At 60.7% G+C, this 16,978-nt stretch carries 17 protein-coding genes; 7 read left to right on the forward strand and 10 right to left on the reverse strand.

All coding sequences use genetic code 11. From position 1 onward, the window contains the following. The first annotated feature begins 1 nt into the window (after position 1). On the forward strand, positions 2-826 hold the full coding sequence (locus ACSAMW_RS11665) for an aldo/keto reductase (RefSeq protein ID WP_500590473.1): 825 nt from the start codon (positions 2-4) through the stop codon (positions 824-826). A 15-nt stretch (positions 827-841) separates the two neighbouring features. On the opposite strand, the gene pcaG is transcribed toward ACSAMW_RS11665, so the two are convergent. After that, positions 842-1,447 carry a protocatechuate 3,4-dioxygenase subunit alpha gene (gene pcaG, locus ACSAMW_RS11670; protein ID WP_500590474.1) on the reverse strand — a complete coding sequence of 202 codons (606 nt, stop codon included), beginning with the start codon at positions 1,445-1,447 and terminating at the stop codon, positions 842-844. Between the two features lie 14 nt (positions 1,448-1,461). Then, the gene (gene pcaH, locus ACSAMW_RS11675; protein WP_168085072.1) at positions 1,462-2,181 is read right to left on the reverse strand and encodes a protocatechuate 3,4-dioxygenase subunit beta; all 720 of its coding nucleotides are present in this window, start codon (positions 2,179-2,181) and stop codon (positions 1,462-1,464) included. Between the two features lie 147 nt (positions 2,182-2,328). On the opposite strand from pcaH, the gene ypfJ reads away from it, so the two are divergent. Next, positions 2,329-3,204, forward strand: coding sequence for a KPN_02809 family neutral zinc metallopeptidase (ypfJ, locus tag ACSAMW_RS11680; protein ID WP_500590475.1), 876 nt, complete (start codon positions 2,329-2,331; stop codon positions 3,202-3,204). 85 nt (positions 3,205-3,289) lie between these two features. On the opposite strand, the gene ACSAMW_RS11685 is transcribed toward ypfJ, so the two are convergent. After that, the gene (locus ACSAMW_RS11685; RefSeq protein WP_500590476.1) at positions 3,290-3,877 is read right to left on the reverse strand and encodes an HAD family hydrolase; all 588 of its coding nucleotides are present in this window, start codon (positions 3,875-3,877) and stop codon (positions 3,290-3,292) included. Then, positions 3,874-4,743: an acyl-CoA thioesterase gene (locus tag ACSAMW_RS11690; protein WP_500590477.1), complete on the reverse strand. Its 870-nt coding sequence runs from the start codon at positions 4,741-4,743 to the stop codon at positions 3,874-3,876. Before ACSAMW_RS11690 ends, ACSAMW_RS11685 begins: the two co-directional genes overlap by 4 nt. Positions 4,744-4,936: 193 nt before the next feature. Here ACSAMW_RS11690 and ACSAMW_RS11695 point away from each other — a divergent pair, with 193 nt between their 5' ends. Together ACSAMW_RS11695 and ACSAMW_RS11700 are read left to right on the forward strand one after the other, a co-directional pair. Beyond that, positions 4,937-5,854 (forward strand): histone deacetylase family protein, encoded by a 918-nt coding sequence (locus ACSAMW_RS11695; RefSeq protein WP_500590478.1) that lies wholly within the window; start codon positions 4,937-4,939, stop codon positions 5,852-5,854. 181 nt (positions 5,855-6,035) lie between these two features. Further along, positions 6,036-7,280: a TIGR03862 family flavoprotein gene (locus ACSAMW_RS11700; RefSeq protein ID WP_500590479.1), complete on the forward strand. Its 1,245-nt coding sequence runs from the start codon at positions 6,036-6,038 to the stop codon at positions 7,278-7,280. Here ACSAMW_RS11700 and rhlE1 read toward each other — a convergent pair. From rhlE1 to ACSAMW_RS11720, 4 genes are all read right to left on the reverse strand, one after another. Beyond that, positions 7,277-8,608 carry an RNA helicase RhlE1 gene (rhlE1, locus tag ACSAMW_RS11705; RefSeq protein WP_500590480.1) on the reverse strand — a complete coding sequence of 444 codons (1,332 nt, stop codon included), beginning with the start codon at positions 8,606-8,608 and terminating at the stop codon, positions 7,277-7,279. The genes ACSAMW_RS11700 and rhlE1 overlap by 4 nt on opposite strands. A 56-nt stretch (positions 8,609-8,664) precedes the next feature. Next, on the reverse strand, positions 8,665-9,543 hold the full coding sequence (gene yedA / locus ACSAMW_RS11710) for a drug/metabolite exporter YedA (RefSeq protein WP_500590481.1): 879 nt from the start codon (positions 9,541-9,543) through the stop codon (positions 8,665-8,667). Positions 9,544-9,604: 61 nt separating this feature from the next. Next, positions 9,605-10,126: a LabA-like NYN domain-containing protein gene (locus ACSAMW_RS11715; RefSeq protein WP_500590482.1), complete on the reverse strand. Its 522-nt coding sequence runs from the start codon at positions 10,124-10,126 to the stop codon at positions 9,605-9,607. Then, positions 10,107-10,853, reverse strand: coding sequence for a DUF2076 domain-containing protein (locus ACSAMW_RS11720; RefSeq protein WP_500590483.1), 747 nt, complete (start codon positions 10,851-10,853; stop codon positions 10,107-10,109). Before ACSAMW_RS11720 ends, ACSAMW_RS11715 begins: the two co-directional genes overlap by 20 nt. Positions 10,854-11,026: 173 nt before the next feature. On the opposite strand from ACSAMW_RS11720, the gene ACSAMW_RS11725 reads away from it, so the two are divergent. Both ACSAMW_RS11725 and ACSAMW_RS11730 read left to right on the forward strand, forming a co-directional pair. Beyond that, positions 11,027-11,698, forward strand: coding sequence for a YciC family protein (locus tag ACSAMW_RS11725; RefSeq protein WP_500594026.1), 672 nt, complete (start codon positions 11,027-11,029; stop codon positions 11,696-11,698). Positions 11,699-11,758: 60 nt separating this feature from the next. Beyond that, positions 11,759-12,832 carry an endonuclease/exonuclease/phosphatase family protein gene (locus ACSAMW_RS11730; protein ID WP_500590484.1) on the forward strand — a complete coding sequence of 358 codons (1,074 nt, stop codon included), beginning with the start codon at positions 11,759-11,761 and terminating at the stop codon, positions 12,830-12,832. Positions 12,833-12,870: 38 nt separating this feature from the next. Here the strand turns inward: ACSAMW_RS11730 and ACSAMW_RS11735 are convergent, their stop codons facing one another. Continuing rightward, complete coding sequence (locus ACSAMW_RS11735; RefSeq protein WP_500590485.1) at positions 12,871-13,122, reverse strand: helix-turn-helix domain-containing protein; 252 nt, start codon at positions 13,120-13,122, stop codon at positions 12,871-12,873. Positions 13,123-13,343: 221 nt separating this feature from the next. Then, complete coding sequence (gene hrpB / locus ACSAMW_RS11740; protein ID WP_500590486.1) at positions 13,344-15,848, reverse strand: ATP-dependent helicase HrpB; 2,505 nt, start codon at positions 15,846-15,848, stop codon at positions 13,344-13,346. 159 nt (positions 15,849-16,007) lie between these two features. Here hrpB and ACSAMW_RS11745 point away from each other — a divergent pair, with 159 nt between their 5' ends. Beyond that, positions 16,008-16,973, forward strand: a complete 966-nt coding sequence (locus ACSAMW_RS11745; protein WP_500590487.1) for a LysR family transcriptional regulator — start codon at positions 16,008-16,010, stop codon at positions 16,971-16,973. Positions 16,974-16,978: the final 5 nt, after the last annotated feature.

Below are 16,978 nucleotides of genomic sequence, written 5' to 3' on the forward strand. Positions count from 1 at the left end.
CATGCACACCCTCCATAATGCCCATGGCCTGAACATGCCCAAGCTGGGCCTGGGTACCTGGCCCATGCTAGGCCCGGAATGCACAAGCGCTGTACTGAGCGCACTGGACATGGGCTACCGGCATGTCGACACGGCGACGGCCTATCACAATGAGGCCGCCGTTGGCGCCGCACTTACCCACACCTCCGTGGCACGGGACGCTATTCACGTGACCAGCAAGGTGTGGTGGGACCAGTTAGCGCCTGCGGCTATGCAGGCGTCCTTCGACGCCAGCCTCAAGGCCTTGAACACGGACTATATCGACCTGTTCCTGATTCACTGGCCAGGCCAGGAAGGCTGGAACATGGACGCCAGCCTGGAAGCACTGGCGGCGATCAAGGCCAGTGGCAAGGCGAGAGCCATTGGGGTGGCCAATTTTCCGCTCGCCCTCATGCGCCGGGCCGTCGAAACGCTGGGCATTCCACTGGCGGCCTTGCAGGTGGAATACCATGTGGCCTTGAACCAGCAGCCCTTGCTGGACTTCTGCCGCACCCATGATTTGGCCCTGACCGCCTACAGCCCCCTTGCGCGCAACCAGGTGTCGAGCTACCCCGAACTTCAACGCATCGCGCAGAAGCACGGTGTGCTGCCTACGCAGGTGGCCTTGAAATGGCTGCTGGTCCAGGACGGCGTGGCCGCTATCCCCAAGGCTGCCAGTGTAAAGAACCAGCAGAGCAACCTGGACGCGCTCAATGTACGGCTGGATGACGAGGACCGTGCGTTGATCGCCGGGCTGCCCAAGAACAAACGCCTGGTGAGCCCGGACTTCGCGCCCGTGTGGGATTGAAAAGCTGCAGGCCTGTCAGAAGTCGAAGAACACCGTTTCGCCCTCACCCTGCACACGAATATCAAACCGGTACGCAGTTTTGCCTTCCACATCGCAGCGCTGTGCAATCAGGGTTTCACGGCGTTGCGGTTGTTCGATCAGGTTAAGGATTGGGCATTTGGCATTGGCTTGGGCTTCGTCATCGAAGTAAATGCGCGTTTGCAGGTGAATGTTGATGCCCCTGGCAAACAGGCTCACGTTGATATGCGGCGCCATGGGAATACCCGCCGTGGTCGTCACAACGCCTGGTTTGATGGTATGCAGGTTCCACTCCCCGGCATCGAACGTGGTGGCGGTTCGGCCAAAGCTGTTGAACGACTTGGCCAGGTTGTATTCAGTGTCGTAGCGCCCTTGGCTGTCGGCTTGCCAGAACTCCAGAAAGGAATCGCGGATCAGGTGGCCGTTGCCGTCGTACACGTTGCCTAGAAGCAAAATATGCTCCCCTGGCGCGCCGGCTTTAGCCATTTCATTCCAGATTTCCTGATCGCGGGTCGGGTTACCGGCAACACCCAAGGCAAGGCCGATATGCACGTAAGGGCCAGCGGTCTGCGAAGGGGTTTCCTGCAGGTATTGAACAGGCATGTGTGTCACTCCTCTCAGCAGTTTTCGAAATGGGTCTGGCGCTGGCCACGCAGCACGATGTCAAACCGATAGGCCAGGCAATCCATAGGGTTGGCGTTGGTCATGTCCAGGCGTGCAACCAAGCTCTGTACGGCCTCAGGGTTGGCAATGGACTTCACAATAGGGCACATGGGGATGAGGGGATCCCCTTCGAAATACAGTTGGGTAATCAGGCGGGTAGCAATGGACGGCCCACTGACTGACACGTGAATGTGGGCCGGGCGCCAGTCGTTAGGGCCGTTGCGCCATGGGTAGGGGCCTGGTTTGACGGTTCGAAAACTGTAATAACCTTCCGCGTTCGTACGGGTACGGCCCACGCCACCGAAATTAGGGTCCAGCGGCGCCAGGTAACGGTCATTCTTGTGGCGATAGCGACCGCCGGCGTTCGCTTGCCAGATTTCCACCAAGGTTTGAGTCACTGGCTTGCCGAACTGGTCCACTACGCGCCCGGCAAGAATAATGCGCTCGCCAATGGGTAACCCGCCCTGATTGAAATTCAGCAGCAGATCGTTGTCGAATCGTCCAAGTTCGAGGTGTGAGAAGTCCGGGCCGGTACTTTCGCTGGCGGTTTGCGGAATGCTGACCAAAGCCTGGCGGGGCGAGCGCGGTACCGAAGTCTTGTAGTCAGGGGTCAGCGCCTTGGGGTGCCAGTTGCGGTCACGGATCATGAAACGACGGGTGTCTTGTTCAGACATGTCGAGCTCCTGTTCTTGGATTTATAGGGCGTATCGGCAAATACACAGGCAGTGAGTGTCGAATAAAGGAAACCGCTCGACCACTGAAAATATGCAGTTCTTACATAACCTGATGGTTATGAAAAATGACAAAGGAGAGACACGAGCATGCTTTGGAAAAAAGGCCGGCGTAGCGACAACGTGGTGGATGCCCGAGGAGAAGGTGGCGGTGGCGGAGGAATGCGCATTGGCGGCAAAGGCCTGAGCCTGGGCGCGGTTGTGCTGATCGTTGGTTTTGGGCTGCTCACCGGCCAGGACCCTATGCAGATATTGGGGCAGCTTACGGGGCAGGCTACCTCCTCAGCCCCCACCCAACAGCGCACGGCGCCTGCAGGCAACGACGAACAGACCCAGTTCGTACAATCCATTCTCGGGGACACGGAGGATACCTGGCAGGCGATCTTCAAGGAAAACGGTCGCCAGTATCAGGACCCAACCCTTGTGTTGTTCGGCGGCCAGGTGAACTCAGCCTGTGGTCGCGCCACGTCGGCTGTGGGCCCGTTCTACTGCCCAGGTGATCGCAAGGTGTACCTGGACACTGCCTTCTTCACCGAAATGAGCCAGCGCTTCAACGCGGCAGGTGATTTTGCCCAGGCATACGTGATTGCTCACGAAGTGGGTCACCATGTGCAAACCTTGCTGGGAATCTCCGATCAAGTCGATAAAGCCCGCCAAAGCGGTCAGAAGCTGGAAGGTGACAACGGGCTACTGGTGCGTCAGGAATTGCAGGCCGACTGCTTTGCTGGCATCTGGGCCAACCATGCCCAAGCACGCCTGCACTGGCTGGAGCCTGGAGATGTGGAAGAGGCGCTGAACGCTGCCAATGCCATTGGCGATGATCGTCTCCAACAACAGGGCCAAGGGCGCGTGGTGCCCGACTCCTTCACCCATGGTACATCGGCCCAGCGCGTGCATTGGTTCAAGACCGGGTTTGAAGGCGGCAAGCTGGATCAGTGCAATACGTTCAATGCACAGCGCCTCTGAGAACCGCTACATGGCGGTGCCTACAGCGGCTTTGAATACCCGCTGCAGGCGCCAGGCGCTGCCTGCGCTTGGGTAATGGCCGGGGTCAAACCAGCCCCATCAACGCGTCGCAATCCACCACATGCCAGTCCGTCAGCTCAGGCCAGAGGTTGTCGGGCTGGTTCACCAGCACCGTTTGCGTACCCGCCGCACGGCCGGCGGCCAGGTCGAAGCGGTAATCCCCTACCATCACCATGTTCGAGGGCTGTACCTGCCAAGCCGCCGCCAGTTTGAGCAGCCCCTCAGGGTCAGGTTTGAAGGCGGCTTCGTCACGGCCAAGGATGTATTCAGGCGCAAAACAGTCGTCAATGCCAATGGCTGCCAGGGTGATGTGCGCCAGTTCTCGTGCGTTACGGGTCAGTATGCCTAGGCGATGGCCGCGTTCAGCCAGGGTACGTACCAGTGTCACGGCACCTGTTGCAGCCCGTGAGGCAAGGGCTACCTCTCGCTCGTGCTCCAGTAACCAGGCATGTTTGGCCGCAGCTTCTTCAGCAGGGAGCGCAGCAAGGTGGCCGAGAATATCGTCCTCTAACGGAATGCCTAACTCGGCCCGAATGGCCATGAAGTCATGGGCGGCAATGGTCAGGGTGCCGTCCATGTCGAACACCCAGTGGCGAATCTCGCTCAGCTTCATGCCCAGTCCTTGCGGTGGCGAATCAGCCCTTCCTGGGCCGAGGAGGCCACCAGTTGCCCGGCACGGTTATACACGCTACCGCGAGAGAACCCACGTGAGTTGCCCGCCCACGGGCTGTCCAGCGCATACAGCAGCCAGTCGTCAGCGATCAGGTTGCCATGGAACCACAGCGCGTGGTCGAGGCTGGCCAATTGCATGTCCTTGTGCCAAACGCTCTTGCCGTGGGGCAATAGCGCAGTGGTCAGCAGGTTGAAATCAGACGCATAGGCCATGACGTATTTGTGCAGCGCAGGGTTGTCTGCCAAGGCACCGTCAGCCCGGAACCACACATATTTGACCGGGTCCCCAGGCTTAGGGTTGAAGGGGTCGCCTTCGGTCACCGGGCGCATCTCAATGGGCTTGGCACACAGCAGCTTTTCCCGCATAGGGGAAGGGATCCGGTTCTCACCAAGGCGCAATAGCTCAAGTTCAGTAGGCAGGTTTTCCGGCCCCACTACGTTGGGCATCTGGCGTTGGTGGGCATAGCCTTCTTCATCGTATTGGAAGGACAGCGAAGCGGTGAAAATCGTGTTGCCTTTTTGCACCGCTGTCACGCGGCGAGTGGAAAAGCTACCGCCGTCACGCACGCGGTCGACCATGTACACCACAGGCAGTGCAGCGTCACCAGGGCGCAGGAAGTACCCGTGCAAGGAATGAACGTGGCGGCTGTCCTCCACCGTCTGGCAAGCGGCCGACAGGGCCTGCCCCAGTACCTGACCGCCAAACAGCTGACGAAAGCCCAGGTCCTGGCTGTGGCCACGAAACAGGTTTTCTTCGATGGGCTCCAGGCTCAGCAAGCTGACCAGGTCGTCGAGAACGTGGCTCATGTGGTGTTACCTCGGCTTACAAAATCGTATAAGTGGCCATCATACCTTGATCCATCCGCGCAGCGGCCAGCACTGCGTTGTCCGAAGTCACGTAGCTGGCACATTAGGATCGCAGCTAATGGCACCGCCGACGCTTTTGTGATCGTGACCCAAAAGCTGGCACACTCCAGGCTTTCGTGCCATGCAGCCGACCATGCGCTTACCTCTGGTTTATCACGATGACTACAGCCCGGCCTTCCCCGCTGAGCACCGCTTCCCCATGGAGAAATTTCGCCTGCTGCATGACCACCTGGTGGCCACAGGCATCGCCGTGCCCGAGCACTTGCACGCGCCCGGCCTATGCCCAGCGAGTGTGCTGGCACTTGCTCATGCCCCGGACTACATAGAGCGCTACATGGCAGGCGAATTGTCCCGCGAAGACCAGCGGCGGCTGGGCCTTCCCTGGAGTGAAGCCCTTGCTCGTCGCACAGTACGTGCGGTAGGCGGGTCCTTGTTAACCGCCGAACTGGCGCTGCGCCATGGCCTGGCCTGCCACCTGGCAGGCGGCACCCACCATGCGCACTTCGACTACCCTGCCGGCTTCTGCATCTTCAACGACCTGGCGGTGGTCAGCCGCTACCTGCTGGAAGCCGGCCGCGTGCAACGGGTGCTGATTTTCGATTGTGATGTTCATCAAGGTGATGGCACGGCACGCATACTGGCGAACACACCAGACGCCATTACCGTTTCGCTGCATTGCGAGCAGAACTTTCCTGTGCGCAAGGCCAATAGCGATTGGGACATTCCCCTGGCCAGGGGCTTAGGTGACGAGGAATACCTGAAAGTTGTGGACGATGCGCTTAATTACCTTCTGCCGCTGTACGCGCCTGACCTGGTGCTCTACGACGCCGGGGTGGATGTTCACAAGGATGATGCCTTGGGCTATCTCCAACTGACGGACGCCGGTGTGGCCGCTCGGGACCGGCAGGTGCTGCACCATTGCACTGGGCGTGGCATTGCGGTGATGGGTGTGATCGGCGGTGGTTACAGCAAAGACCGACAGGCCCTGGCCCGCCGACATGGCATTCTTCATACCGTCGCCACAGAAGTATGGAACACGGGGTTTAGCTGACAGCGCCAAAGCTTACCCACATTCACTGTGGAACGGCCTGTGGATAACCTGCGTGAAAGCCTGAATCCGCCCGCAAATACAGGCACCTTACACTGCTGGTTGTTTTTTGATCGATTCCACAGGAGTGTTTATACACAAGGTCCGGTACACTAGCGCCCCTCTTTTTTGCTCAGTGAACCCCATGGCTGTTACTTCCTCTGCCTCAACGGTCGCAATCATCGGCGGCGGGCCGGCCGGCCTGATGGCAGCGGAGGTCTTGAGCCAGGCGGGCTACGCCGTCACTGTGTATGACCGAATGCCGTCGGTAGGGCGCAAGTTTCTGCTGGCGGGTGTAGGCGGCATGAACATTACCCATGCCGAACCCGCTCCAGCGTTTGTAAGCCGCTATAGGGAACAGGCTAGCTGGGTGGAAGGTTGGCTGGCCACGTTTGGCGCCGAGCCACTGCGCGCCTGGATTCACGGGCTAGGTATCGACACCTTTGTAGGCAGTTCTGGCCGAGTGTTCCCTGCGGACATGAAGGCCGCGCCCTTGCTGCGTGCTTGGCTCAAGCGGCTACGGGACACTGGGGTGGTTATCCACACCCGCCACCAGTGGCAAGGTTGGGATGAAAGCGGCGGCCTGTTGATAACTCACGAAGGCCAACAAATGGCGGTTCGCCCTTCGGCGACGGTGCTTGCACTGGGCGGTGGCAGCTGGCCGCGCCTGGGCTCGGATGGCGCCTGGCTGCCATGGCTTTCGGCCCGAGGTGTGGCAACCCGAACGTTGCAGGCCGCCAATTGCGGCTTTGAAACCCAGGGCTGGAGCGCCTTGCTCAAGGAACGCTTCGCCGGCGCCCCGCTGAAGAACATTGCCTTGCAACTGGCCGGAGAAGCGCCCCGTGTGGGCGAGTGCGTGGTAACGGAAACAGGCATGGAAGGCAGCCTGGTGTACGCGTTGTCTGCGCCGATTCGCGAGGCCATCGACCGCCAAGGCTATTGCGACGTGTTCTTGGACCTGCTGCCCGCGCGCAGCCTGGCCCAAGTGGAAGCCGCCTTGAGCAAACCACGAGGCACACGGTCCATGGCCCGCCACCTGCAAGGCCAGCTGCGGCTCGATGGCGTAAAAGCTGCCCTGCTGCGTGAATGTAGCGAGGCGGCCGTGTACCAAGACCTGCCACGGTTGGCGAAGGTGATCAAGGCGCTGCCCCTGAAGCTGCTGCGCCCTCGCCCGCTGGCAGAAGCCATCAGCAGCGCGGGTGGGGTCTGCCGCTCCGCTCTGGATGATGGCTTGATGCTCCAGGCCCTACCAGGCGTATTCTGCGCAGGAGAAATGCTGGACTGGGAAGCGCCCACGGGTGGCTACCTGCTTACCGCCTGCTTTGCCAGCGGGCGGCGTGCAGCCGAAGGCGTTTTAACCTACCTGGCCAATAACCGCCGCCTACCTTAAGGCTTGCGCTTGCGCGGCCCGGTATTGAACGCCGGCACCTTGCGTACAGGCTTTATTTCAGGCTCTGGGGCGGCAACCTCACGGCTTTCGGTCCAGCGCCCCAGGGTGGCTTTACCACCCGTGGTCTTGGGCTTTTTAGGTTTCTTGGGCTTTTTGAGTATCTGCCCACCAGCGGTGGTTTCCGGCACGCGGTGCTCAGGTTCGAAATCCGGCTCCTCCACCCGCTTGAGGGTTTGCCGGGTCATGGCCTCGATGGCCGCCAGTTGTTCCACTTCATCTGCGCAGACCAGGGAAATGGCCTCACCCGTAGCGCCTGCACGGCCTGTACGGCCAATGCGATGAATGTAGTCTTCAGCCACAATGGGCAGGTCCAGGTTGACCACCAAGGGCAGGTCCAGGATGTCCAGGCCCCGAGCGGCCACATCCGTCGCCACCAGCACCGTGAGTTCGCCTGCCTTGAAGTTGTCCAGTGCTCTTTGGCGCGTTGCCTGGGGCTTGTCCCCATGGATGCCATCAGCGGCCACACCAAGCCCCTGAAGGCGCTCCACCAGTTGGTCCACGCCGTTACGGGTTTTTGCAAACACCAGCACATGCTTCCAACGGCGCTGGCGCAGCAGGTGGCAGAACAGCTCAGGCTTGCGCTTCTTGTCCACAGGTACAACAGACTGGCGGACGCTGGTCGCGGCCTGGTTTCGTGGGCTCACTTCGATGCTCAAGGGGTCATTGAGCATCTGGCCGGCCAACAGGCGAATGTCATCGGAGAACGTTGCCGAGAACAGCAAGGTTTGCCGTTGTTTTGGAAGGGCTGCATACAGGCTGCGTAGCTCCTCGGCAAAGCCCAGGTCCAGCATGCGATCAGCTTCGTCCAGCACCAGGGTTTCGACCTGGCCGAATTTCACAGCGTTCTGGCGGTTCAGGTCCAGCAAACGGCCTGGCGTGGCGACTAACACATCCACACCCTTGCGCAATGCCATCATCTGCGGGTTGATGCTCACCCCGCCGTATACCGCGTAGGTACGCAGGGGCAGGCCCACGGCATAGGCCTGGATATTGGCATGCACCTGCTCCGCCAGCTCGCGGGTGGGCACCAACACCAAGGCGCGCACGCTGTTGCTGGCTACCTGGCTGCCCTGCAGGGTAAGGCGCTGCAACACCGGCAAAGCAAAGCCTGCGGTCTTGCCGGTGCCGGTTTGTGCCGCAGCCATCAGGTCGCGGCCTGCGAGCACAGCGGGAATCGCCTTGTCCTGAACAGGCGTGGGCTTCTCGTAGCCAAGGCTGTGCAAGCGGCTCAACAACGGCTCGATCAAGCCCAGTGAAGCGAAAGTCATCGGGTGTACCTGAAAAAATGGACTGGCAAGGCGCGCAGTTTACCCGGTATCCATGCTCAACGGCGGCGCCATTGGGGTAAACCAATCAACACCACTGCCCCGACAATCACCCCCATGGCCACCACCTCCCAGGCCCCGATGTGTTCACCGGCAAAGGTAACGCCCAGCAATACGGCTACCACAGGGTTTACGTAGGCATAGCTGGTGGCCGCCGCCGGCCGCACGTGCTTGAGCAGGTACATGTAGGCGTTGAACGCCAGTATCGAGCCAAAGAAAATGAGGTAGGCCAGGGCCAGCCAGCCTGACAGGGTGGGCCAGGCATGCAGCCGCTCACCGCTCAACAGGCCAGCCAGCAACAAGGCAGCGCCTGCGATCAGCATTTCCACTGCGCTGGCCATCCCGCCAGCGGGTAGTGGCAGGTAGCGGCTCCACACCGAGCCAAAGGCCCAGGCGGCCGCGGCGAACAGCAGTAACGCCGCGCCGGCCGGGCTAGCCTGGAGGTTGGCGCCCAGGTTGAGCAATGCAATACCGGCAATGCCCAACAGGATGCCCGTCCATTCCAGCCACGAATTACGTTGCCCCCAGAGCAAGCCAAACAGCAGTGTGAACAGCGGCATGGTAGCGATCACCAAGGCCGCAACGCCGGAGGCGACGCCGGCATGTTCGGCCAGGGTAACGCCGCCATTGCCACAGGCCAGCAACAGCAGACCAATCCAGCCACCGGCCCGCCATTGCGGGGCCGTAGGCCGGGGTGCGCCCCTGGCACGCAGTACACCGTACAAAATGGCACCGGCTACTAGAAACCTGATGCCCGCCATGGTCAGCGGTGGCCAGGACTCCACGCCAATGCGGATAAACAGATAGGTGGAGCCCCACACCAGGTACAGCGCAAGAAAGGCACCCACCAGCAAGGCGGGGACAGGACGGGATGGCATGACAGGCGCTCGGCAGCCAGGAAGGCTGCTCAGTGTACGAGGGAAACAGCGCCTGTCCAGTTCAGTGGCGCAGCAGCAACTCGCCCTCGATAGGGATGTAGTTCGTAGCGGCACGAATCAACGACCCGGCCGTCAGGCCTGGGGTACCAAACACTGTGGTTTCGACGCCATGACGCTGGTGAACCCGTTGCAGGAGCAAATCGAAATCACCGTCTCCCGAAGCCAGCACCACCTCGTCCACATCGGCCGCTGCTTCCAGCAGGTCGATGGTGATACCCACGTCCCAGTCACCTTTGGCAGAGCCGTCGCTGCGCTGGATGTAGGGCTTGAGTTTCACCTCGAAGCCCAGTTGTCGCAGAATGCGTTGAAACTGTTGCTGCTTGGGGTCACCACGGTCGATGGCGTAGGCGTAAGCAAGCACGATGTCGCCGCGCCGGGCCACTTGGGCCCATAGGGCCGCGTAATTGAAGTGACAACCGTGCACTTGGCGCACGGTGTAATAGAGGTTTTGCACGTCGGCAAACAACGCAATACGCCGTTTGCCGGCAGGTGCAGGTGTGGCTTCAGACGTAGTCGTCGTCATCCGGGAGGAACCCTCCGCTGTCGCCGCTATAGTCGGTGTCGGAGAGGCCGCCACTGTCGTTGTTCCAGTCGTTGTTATCGCTTACAGCCTGCTGGTTGTTGTCATTGCCCCAGTCGCCACCGTGATCCGCAGCCGGCGCAGGCTCCTCGCGAATGATTTCCACGATTTCCTGCGGGTTGTCGTGGTGGAACAGGCTGCTGATGCCCTCAGCCAGCATCACGCCCCCCGCTACGCCAGCCGCCGTTTGCAACGCACCGCGCATGAAGCCGCCGCCAGCGGCCTGTGGTTGCGCATACCCTGGTTGTTGGTAAGCGGGCTGTTGATAACCAGGCTGGTATTGAGGCGGCTGGGGCGGCGGTGCAGAACCTCGCGCCGGCTCTCGCCAGCCACCGCCTGAAGACGCTGGCTGCGCAGGCGCTGGCGACGGGTCGCGGCCGCCGCCGAAGATGCCTGACAGGAACCCACCACTCTGGGCGGGTGCCTTGGCGCTGGCCGCCCTGGCTTGCTCAAGTTCAGCCTTGAGCTGCTGGTTTATCTGGTCCAGGCGCTTGACAGCCGCTTCCTGCACCAGAATGGCCTGGGCCATGTAATACGGCGCCGCTGGCTGCTTGCTCACATGTTCATGGATGCGTTGTTCGGCCTGCGTATCGCGGGTACTGCCTTCGGTTTCCGCTTGCTTGAGGCGGGAAAACAGTCCGTCGATCAGGCTCTGCTCATCAGTGTTCATGGCAACCTCTCTGTCAGGCGGCCCTGCAAGGGCCTGATGCAGACATTATGGGGCTGTGCCCCCTGGTTTCAACGACGTGGTGCGATGAAAGATTGTTAATCACTCACTCCCCGTTTGCCCTGCCTGGCCCATCCGGTACAGTGGTGGGCCTGCTGACCCAAGACACTGGCGTGATGAACCCGCTCACCATTCTTCAAGACTCCTTCTACTTCTTCCGTACTCACCTGCTGGCGATCGTGCAGCTGTGCCTGCCGTTGCTGCTGCTTCAGTCACTGGCCGAGCAGCTGGTGGACCACCACGTGGCCGAAAACGTACGTGGAGCGTTCGACATCCTAGTGGGGCTGCTGTTCTATCCGCTCTACACGGCGGCCTTGATTCTATACCTGGACTCACGCAGCAACGGTGAACAGCCTTCCCTGAAAATGCTGCTGGGCATGGGCGTGCGGCTATGGCCGCGCTTTGCACTGCTGGCAGCCATTTCCTCCCTGGCCATTTTATTAGGCATGGCGCTGTGGCTACTGCCCGGCCTCTGGCTCATGGCCCGCCTGGCGTTTGCAGAATACCTGCTGGTGCTGCGTGGCCTTAGCCCGCTGGCGGCCATCAAGCAAAGCTTTGAGCTGACCCGGGGGCCCTTCTGGCGCGTGCTCGGCTGTGTGCTGGCCGTGCTGGTACCGTTGTGGCTGATCGACTATGCCAGCGTGGCCGTCTTTCCTGACGACGACAGCCTGCCCCTGTCCATCGCTCTGGATACCTTGAACGGCCTGGTACAGCTGATGACCACCGTGGTGCTGTTCCGCCTGTTCATGCTGGTGACAGACCCGACACTGCGAGAACCTCGCACGTAGCTTGGGCTCACGCGCCGCCTCGGCTATGCTCTCAGGCTTCGTGATGCCGTAGCCGAGCCGATGATCCGACGACTGCGTACTGCCATGCTGATCCTGCTGCTGATGGCCATTGCGCTTGCCGCACTGGCCTGGCAAGTGTCGTGGCACCCTGCACCCCATGCCGTGCTCTCGCCCGCCTGCCGGGGCACCCCACCGTCACTGGCACCGGGCCAAGCCCTGAAGGTGATGACCTGGAACGTGCAGTTTCTAGCCGGCAAACGCTATTTGTTCTGGTACAACGCGCCCGAAGGCCGCAGCCATGATGACAGTCCCAGCCCCGAGGACATTGCCCATGACTTGGACGAAGTGGTACGGGTAATCCGTGAGGAGCAACCTGACTTGGTGCTGCTGCAGGAACTGGACGACGGTGCCAGAGCGACGGGCTACCAGAACCAGCTGGCCTTGCTGCAGGAACGCTTGGTCGACCTCTACCCTTGCAGCGTCGAAGCCTTCGACTGGAAGGCGGACTTCGTCCCCAGCCTGGACGTATTTGGCAGCGTGGGCCGCAAGCTGGCCACCCTTAGCCGGTACCGCATCGATCAGGCCGAGCGCTGGCAACTGCCGCGTGCCGGCAGCACACTGAGCCTGTTCCACCCCCAGCAAGCCCTGCTAGGGGCCTACCTGCCGATTGCAGACGGCGCGCAGCACCTGGCCGTCCTTAACACCCGTTTGGAACCCTACCGGCAAGGCAGCGATGCCCAAGCTAGGCAGCTGCAAGCGGTGGCCAAACGTGTTGATCGCCTGGAGGGGCAAGGCACACCCTGGTTGCTAGGCGGGGACTTCAACCTGCTGCCGCTGGGCCAATACCGGCGCCTCCCTCCCGGGGAGCAGCCTCAGTATTCTCCGGCGGATGATTTGCACCTGCTGTGGGACCGCTACCCCATCATCCCCAGCAACGTACAGGCCAGTGGCGCAGACCGCGCGGACTGGTTCACCCAGTTCCCGGCCACCGCCAAGGGCCCGGACCGCACCCTGGACTACCTGGTCCACAGCCCTCGCCTGCAACAGCTGGAGGCGCAGGTGAGGCAGGAGGATACACTGGGGATTTCCGACCACTTGCCACTGCTGGGGCGGTTCTTGTTGCCGGGTGGGTAAGGGGTAGCAAAATAGATGCGCGGGCGTTGCAATAGCTGTCAGTGAAAGATCCCCGCTATGTCATCCAACGTGGGCAGCCTGGCGGGTGTCACCGTGCATTCGCACTCCAGCGCAGCCAGCGTTCGAGCATAAGCAGACATGCCTACAGACAGGTCGCCCTTCTCTACGGCGATAACCTTTTGCCGTGTCAGCCTGGCCAGCTCCGCAAGCCTAGCCTGGGTAAGCCCACGGTTTAGGCGCTTTGACCGAATCTGGTCACCCAGACGAGTTGCTATCAGTTCATAATCCATGTCTTGTTTACGTAACAAATGAGCATCGATGTAACGTATACGTAACCCTGGCGTAGTGCAATTGGCCGACAGCGGTTTTTAGTAAGAACGCTTAATTCCACAGTGATCTCTGGCAGGCCTCATTTCCAAGCCACGTCGGGCTTCGTACTGGCAGAGCCATAGCGGCAAGAAGAGCCAAGACGGCGCCTACAGGTACCATTTTCAGCAACGTGCAAACGGCTTCACGTACCCCGCGGCTTTGCCCGCGCTGTCGCTTCAGCCACCAGCGGATCGTCGGGCCAGTAGTGCTTGGGGTAGCGCCCCTTCAGATCCTTTTTTACCTCGCCATAGGTACTGCGCCAGAAACTGGCTAGGTCTTGGGTGACCTGGACAGGGCGGCGTGCCGGTGACAGCAGGTGAAGTTTAACCTGCACACGCCCGCCGGCAATGCGCGGCGTATCCGCCAGGCCAAACAGCTCTTGCAAGCGCACGGCTAATACCGGCGGCTGCTCGCTGTAGTCCAGCCGGATGGACGAACCCGATGGCACCGAGAGGTGTGTGGGGGCCAGCTCGTTAAGGCGCTGGGGCAAAGGCCAGGGCAGCAAGCCTTGGAGAATGACAGGAAGGTCCAGCTGGGCGAAATGCGCAAGCCGGGTGACCTTGCCCAGGTAAGGCGCCAGCCAGCTTTCAAGGGTACCCAGCAGGGCTTGGTCGCTCACATCAGGCCACTGGCTGGTGCCTGCTGGAAGGTCCTGCTCGCGCAGCAGTTGGATACGTGCCTGCCATTGGCGAAGGTCTGGCGTCCAAGGCAACAGCGCTAAACCTTTGCGGCGTACCAGTTCTACCAAGGCACGGCCACGGGCCTGTTCGTCCAGCCCTGAGAGGGGTTCCCGCCGTAACACCAGGTCGCCCACGCGCCACTGCGCTTCAGCACGCAAGGTGCCTTCCTTTTCGTCCCATTCCAGCAATTCCCGCCGCTGCACTTGCTCGGCCAGAACAGTGCTGAAGAGCGCAGGGTCCAGATCGGCCGCCAGATAGATACGCTCCTCTCGCTGACCCTGGCGGCTACCTAGGTCGGCTACGACCAGCCATTCGTGCTTCATTAGCGTATCCGCTTCGCCAAACTGAGCAGCGCGGCCATTGGCCAGCCGATAGTCAGCGCCGCCCGGCCGACGCTGCTGGGCAACGCGGTCGGGGTAAGCCAAGGCCAGCAAGGCACCAAGCCAATGGTCAGCCTCTGGTTCAGCCACAGGTTGGGTGGCCAAGGGTTGAGCGTTGAGCAAGCTGCGGTATTGTTTGGCCAGTTGCTTGATCCGCTGAGGTGCTCGGCCTGCGCTATACAACAAGGCCATGCGGCTGTGCAGGTCCGCGCCACGGTCTCGGCCGATGTCGCGCTCGCCCAGCAGGGCAGCCAGGTCACAACCCATGGCCTCTAGGCCCAAGGCCCTTGCTCGCAACAAAAGATGTGCGATCCGCGGATGCGCTGGCAACACGGCCATAGCCTGGCCATGATGCGTAAGTCGGCCGCCGTGATCGAGTGCAGACAGCCGTGCCAACAGGTCATCGGCCTGCGCCAAGGCAGCAGCAGGCGGAGGATCAAGCCAGCGCAATTGCTCAGGCGTAGCGCCCCATCGGTGAAGTTGCAATGCAAGTGATGCCAAGTCGGCCTGAAGTATTTCCGCGCTATCGTAGGCGGTCAGTTGCTCATGCTGCGCCTCGGACCACAACCGGTAGCAAACGCCTGGCTCCAGCCGCCCGGCCCGCCCCGCGCGCTGAGTGGCACTGGCTTTGGAAATGCGCTGAGTGTCCAGGCGGGTCATGCCGGTACCAGGGTCAAACCGTGGCACGCGAGCCAGGCCTGCATCCACTACCACCCGCACACCTTCTATGGTGAGGCTGGTCTCGGCGATATTGGTGGCCAACACTACCTTGCGCTCACCTGCTGGGGCAGGTGCTATGGCAGCTCGCTGGGCTGAGAGGTCCAGCTCTCCGTGCAACGGGCAAAGCCGAACATTTGGGGCGGCACCCAACACCGTTTCCAGTCGTTGCTGTACGCGGCGAATTTCCGCCTGCCCAGGCAGGAAAACCAACAGGCTTCCGCTTTCCTCTTCCAAAGCCTGAAGCACAATGCTCTCTACCCGTGCATCCAAATATTCACTTGGTTGCAAAGGCCGGCCCCAGCGTACTGAAACCGGGTACATTCGGCCCTGGCTGCTCACTACGGGTGCGTGGTTCAGCAACGCCGATAGCCGTTCACCCTCCAGAGTGGCAGACATCAACAACACCTTGAGCGGCAGCTCGTCACGCAGCAATTCACGACCGTTAAGCACTAACGCCAAAGCCAGGTCAGCATCCAGGCTACGCTCATGGTACTCATCGAAAATAACCAACCCCACCCCTTCCAGCGCGGGGTCCTCTTGCAGGCGGCGGGCGAGAATGCCCTCTGTCACCACTTCGATACGCGTACGCGGCCCTACCCGGCTTTCCAGCCGAATACGATAGCCCACTGTTTCGCCAACGCTCTCCCCCAGCTCACTGGCCAAACGCTCAGCCGCCGCTCGGGCCGCCAATCGACGAGGCTCAAGCATGAGAATGCTCTGGTTGCCTAACCAGGGCTCATTCAACAGGGCCAGCGGTACACGCGTGGTTTTACCTGCACCTGGTGGCGCCTCTAGAACGGCTTCGTGGCGCGACCCAAGGGCCTTGCGAAGGGAAGAAAGTGCAGCATCGATGGGCAGCGAAATCATGAAGGCTCCTGGCAGGGGGCCAATTATAGCGATTTCAGCTTGGAGCACGTCTGATCCAATAAGGTACACTTGTGGCCAAATAATGGCTCATTGCATTCTGTGCGTGCTCGTCAGTCGACGCTGGCACCCCGTAGGGCCCGACCAGATAGAGCGCAACCTATGGAAAAATTCAGTGGCCTTGTTGCTTTTGTACGTGCGGCAGAGCATCAGAGCTTCACCATTGCCGGGAAGACGTTGGGCATTTCTTCTTCGGCGGTAGGAAAAAGCATTAGCCGTTTAGAGCAGCGAGTAGGCGTGCGCCTGTTCCACCGCAGTACTCGGCAAATCAGCCTTACCAGTGAAGGGGCAGATTTTTTCCTCCGCTGCAGCGAACTGCTGCAGCAGCTCAAGGACGCTGAAGAGGCGCTGGCCTCCTCCAGGCTCAGCCCCAACGGCCGCCTGCGTATCAGTCTGCCAGCAATGGGCTATCGGCTCATTTCGGACCTGCTGCCTGAGTTCAGCCGACGCTATCCTGATGTAGAACTGGATGTGGATTTCAGCGACCGGATGGTAGATGTGATCAACGAAGGCTTCGATGCGGTGATACGTACGGGTGAGCTCTCAGACTCAAGCTTGGCGGCAAAGCGTATTGCCACTTTTCGCTTCCTCGTGTGCGCCTCGCCTCGATACCTTGACACCTTTGGGCCGCTTGACCTGGACAGCAACATAGGCCAACACCCGGCCATTGGTTACAAGATTCCCAACACCGAGCGCATCCAACCTTGGGTGCTTCAAGACGATGCCAAGACTGTAACCTTGGCGCCCAAGGTCACGCTTACCATGAATAGCATGGAGGCGGTGCTGGCTGGGTGTGTGAATGGAATGGGCATGGCCTACCTGCCTGATTACCTTGTCCAAGACCATATCAGGCGTGGAACACTGGTTGTCATGCTATCCAAGGCATGTCAAAGCGGAGACTTCTGGATTCTATGGTCGCCCAGCCAGTTCCTGGCGCCCAAAACACGTGCCTTCATTGATTTCCTGACCGAGGTTGGGTTGAGCAATGCGAACACTATCCAGAACGCCCCGGCGGCTGGGCCACACCTGAAACTAGTGCCCTGCCCTGTTTGCAAGGTTGCCCAGTAACTTCT

This window comes from Pseudomonas sp. AB39(2026) (assembly GCF_059831485.1).

Coding starts and splice junctions, on each gene's coding strand:
- ACSAMW_RS11715 (WP_500590482.1), bottom strand. CDS start 10,126: ATGACGACGACTACGTCTGAAGCCACACCTGCACCTGCCGGCAAACGG.
- rhlE1 (WP_500590480.1), bottom strand. CDS start 8,608: ATGACTTTCGCTTCACTGGGCTTGATCGAGCCGTTGTTGAGCCGCTTG.
- ACSAMW_RS11725 (WP_500594026.1), top strand. CDS start 11,027: ATGAACCCGCTCACCATTCTTCAAGACTCCTTCTACTTCTTCCGTACT.
- ACSAMW_RS11665 (WP_500590473.1), top strand. CDS start 2: ATGCACACCCTCCATAATGCCCATGGCCTGAACATGCCCAAGCTGGGC.
- ACSAMW_RS11720 (WP_500590483.1), bottom strand. CDS start 10,853: ATGAACACTGATGAGCAGAGCCTGATCGACGGACTGTTTTCCCGCCTC.
- ACSAMW_RS11695 (WP_500590478.1), top strand. CDS start 4,937: ATGCGCTTACCTCTGGTTTATCACGATGACTACAGCCCGGCCTTCCCC.
- ACSAMW_RS11730 (WP_500590484.1), top strand. CDS start 11,759: ATGATCCGACGACTGCGTACTGCCATGCTGATCCTGCTGCTGATGGCC.
- ACSAMW_RS11700 (WP_500590479.1), top strand. CDS start 6,036: ATGGCTGTTACTTCCTCTGCCTCAACGGTCGCAATCATCGGCGGCGGG.
- ACSAMW_RS11685 (WP_500590476.1), bottom strand. CDS start 3,877: ATGAAGCTGAGCGAGATTCGCCACTGGGTGTTCGACATGGACGGCACC.
- ACSAMW_RS11690 (WP_500590477.1), bottom strand. CDS start 4,743: ATGAGCCACGTTCTCGACGACCTGGTCAGCTTGCTGAGCCTGGAGCCC.
- pcaG (WP_500590474.1), bottom strand. CDS start 1,447: ATGCCTGTTCAATACCTGCAGGAAACCCCTTCGCAGACCGCTGGCCCT.
- hrpB (WP_500590486.1), bottom strand. CDS start 15,848: ATGATTTCGCTGCCCATCGATGCTGCACTTTCTTCCCTTCGCAAGGCC.
- ACSAMW_RS11745 (WP_500590487.1), top strand. CDS start 16,008: ATGGAAAAATTCAGTGGCCTTGTTGCTTTTGTACGTGCGGCAGAGCAT.
- pcaH (WP_168085072.1), bottom strand. CDS start 2,181: ATGTCTGAACAAGACACCCGTCGTTTCATGATCCGTGACCGCAACTGG.
- ypfJ (WP_500590475.1), top strand. CDS start 2,329: ATGCTTTGGAAAAAAGGCCGGCGTAGCGACAACGTGGTGGATGCCCGA.
- ACSAMW_RS11735 (WP_500590485.1), bottom strand. CDS start 13,122: ATGGATTATGAACTGATAGCAACTCGTCTGGGTGACCAGATTCGGTCA.
- yedA (WP_500590481.1), bottom strand. CDS start 9,543: ATGCCATCCCGTCCTGTCCCCGCCTTGCTGGTGGGTGCCTTTCTTGCG.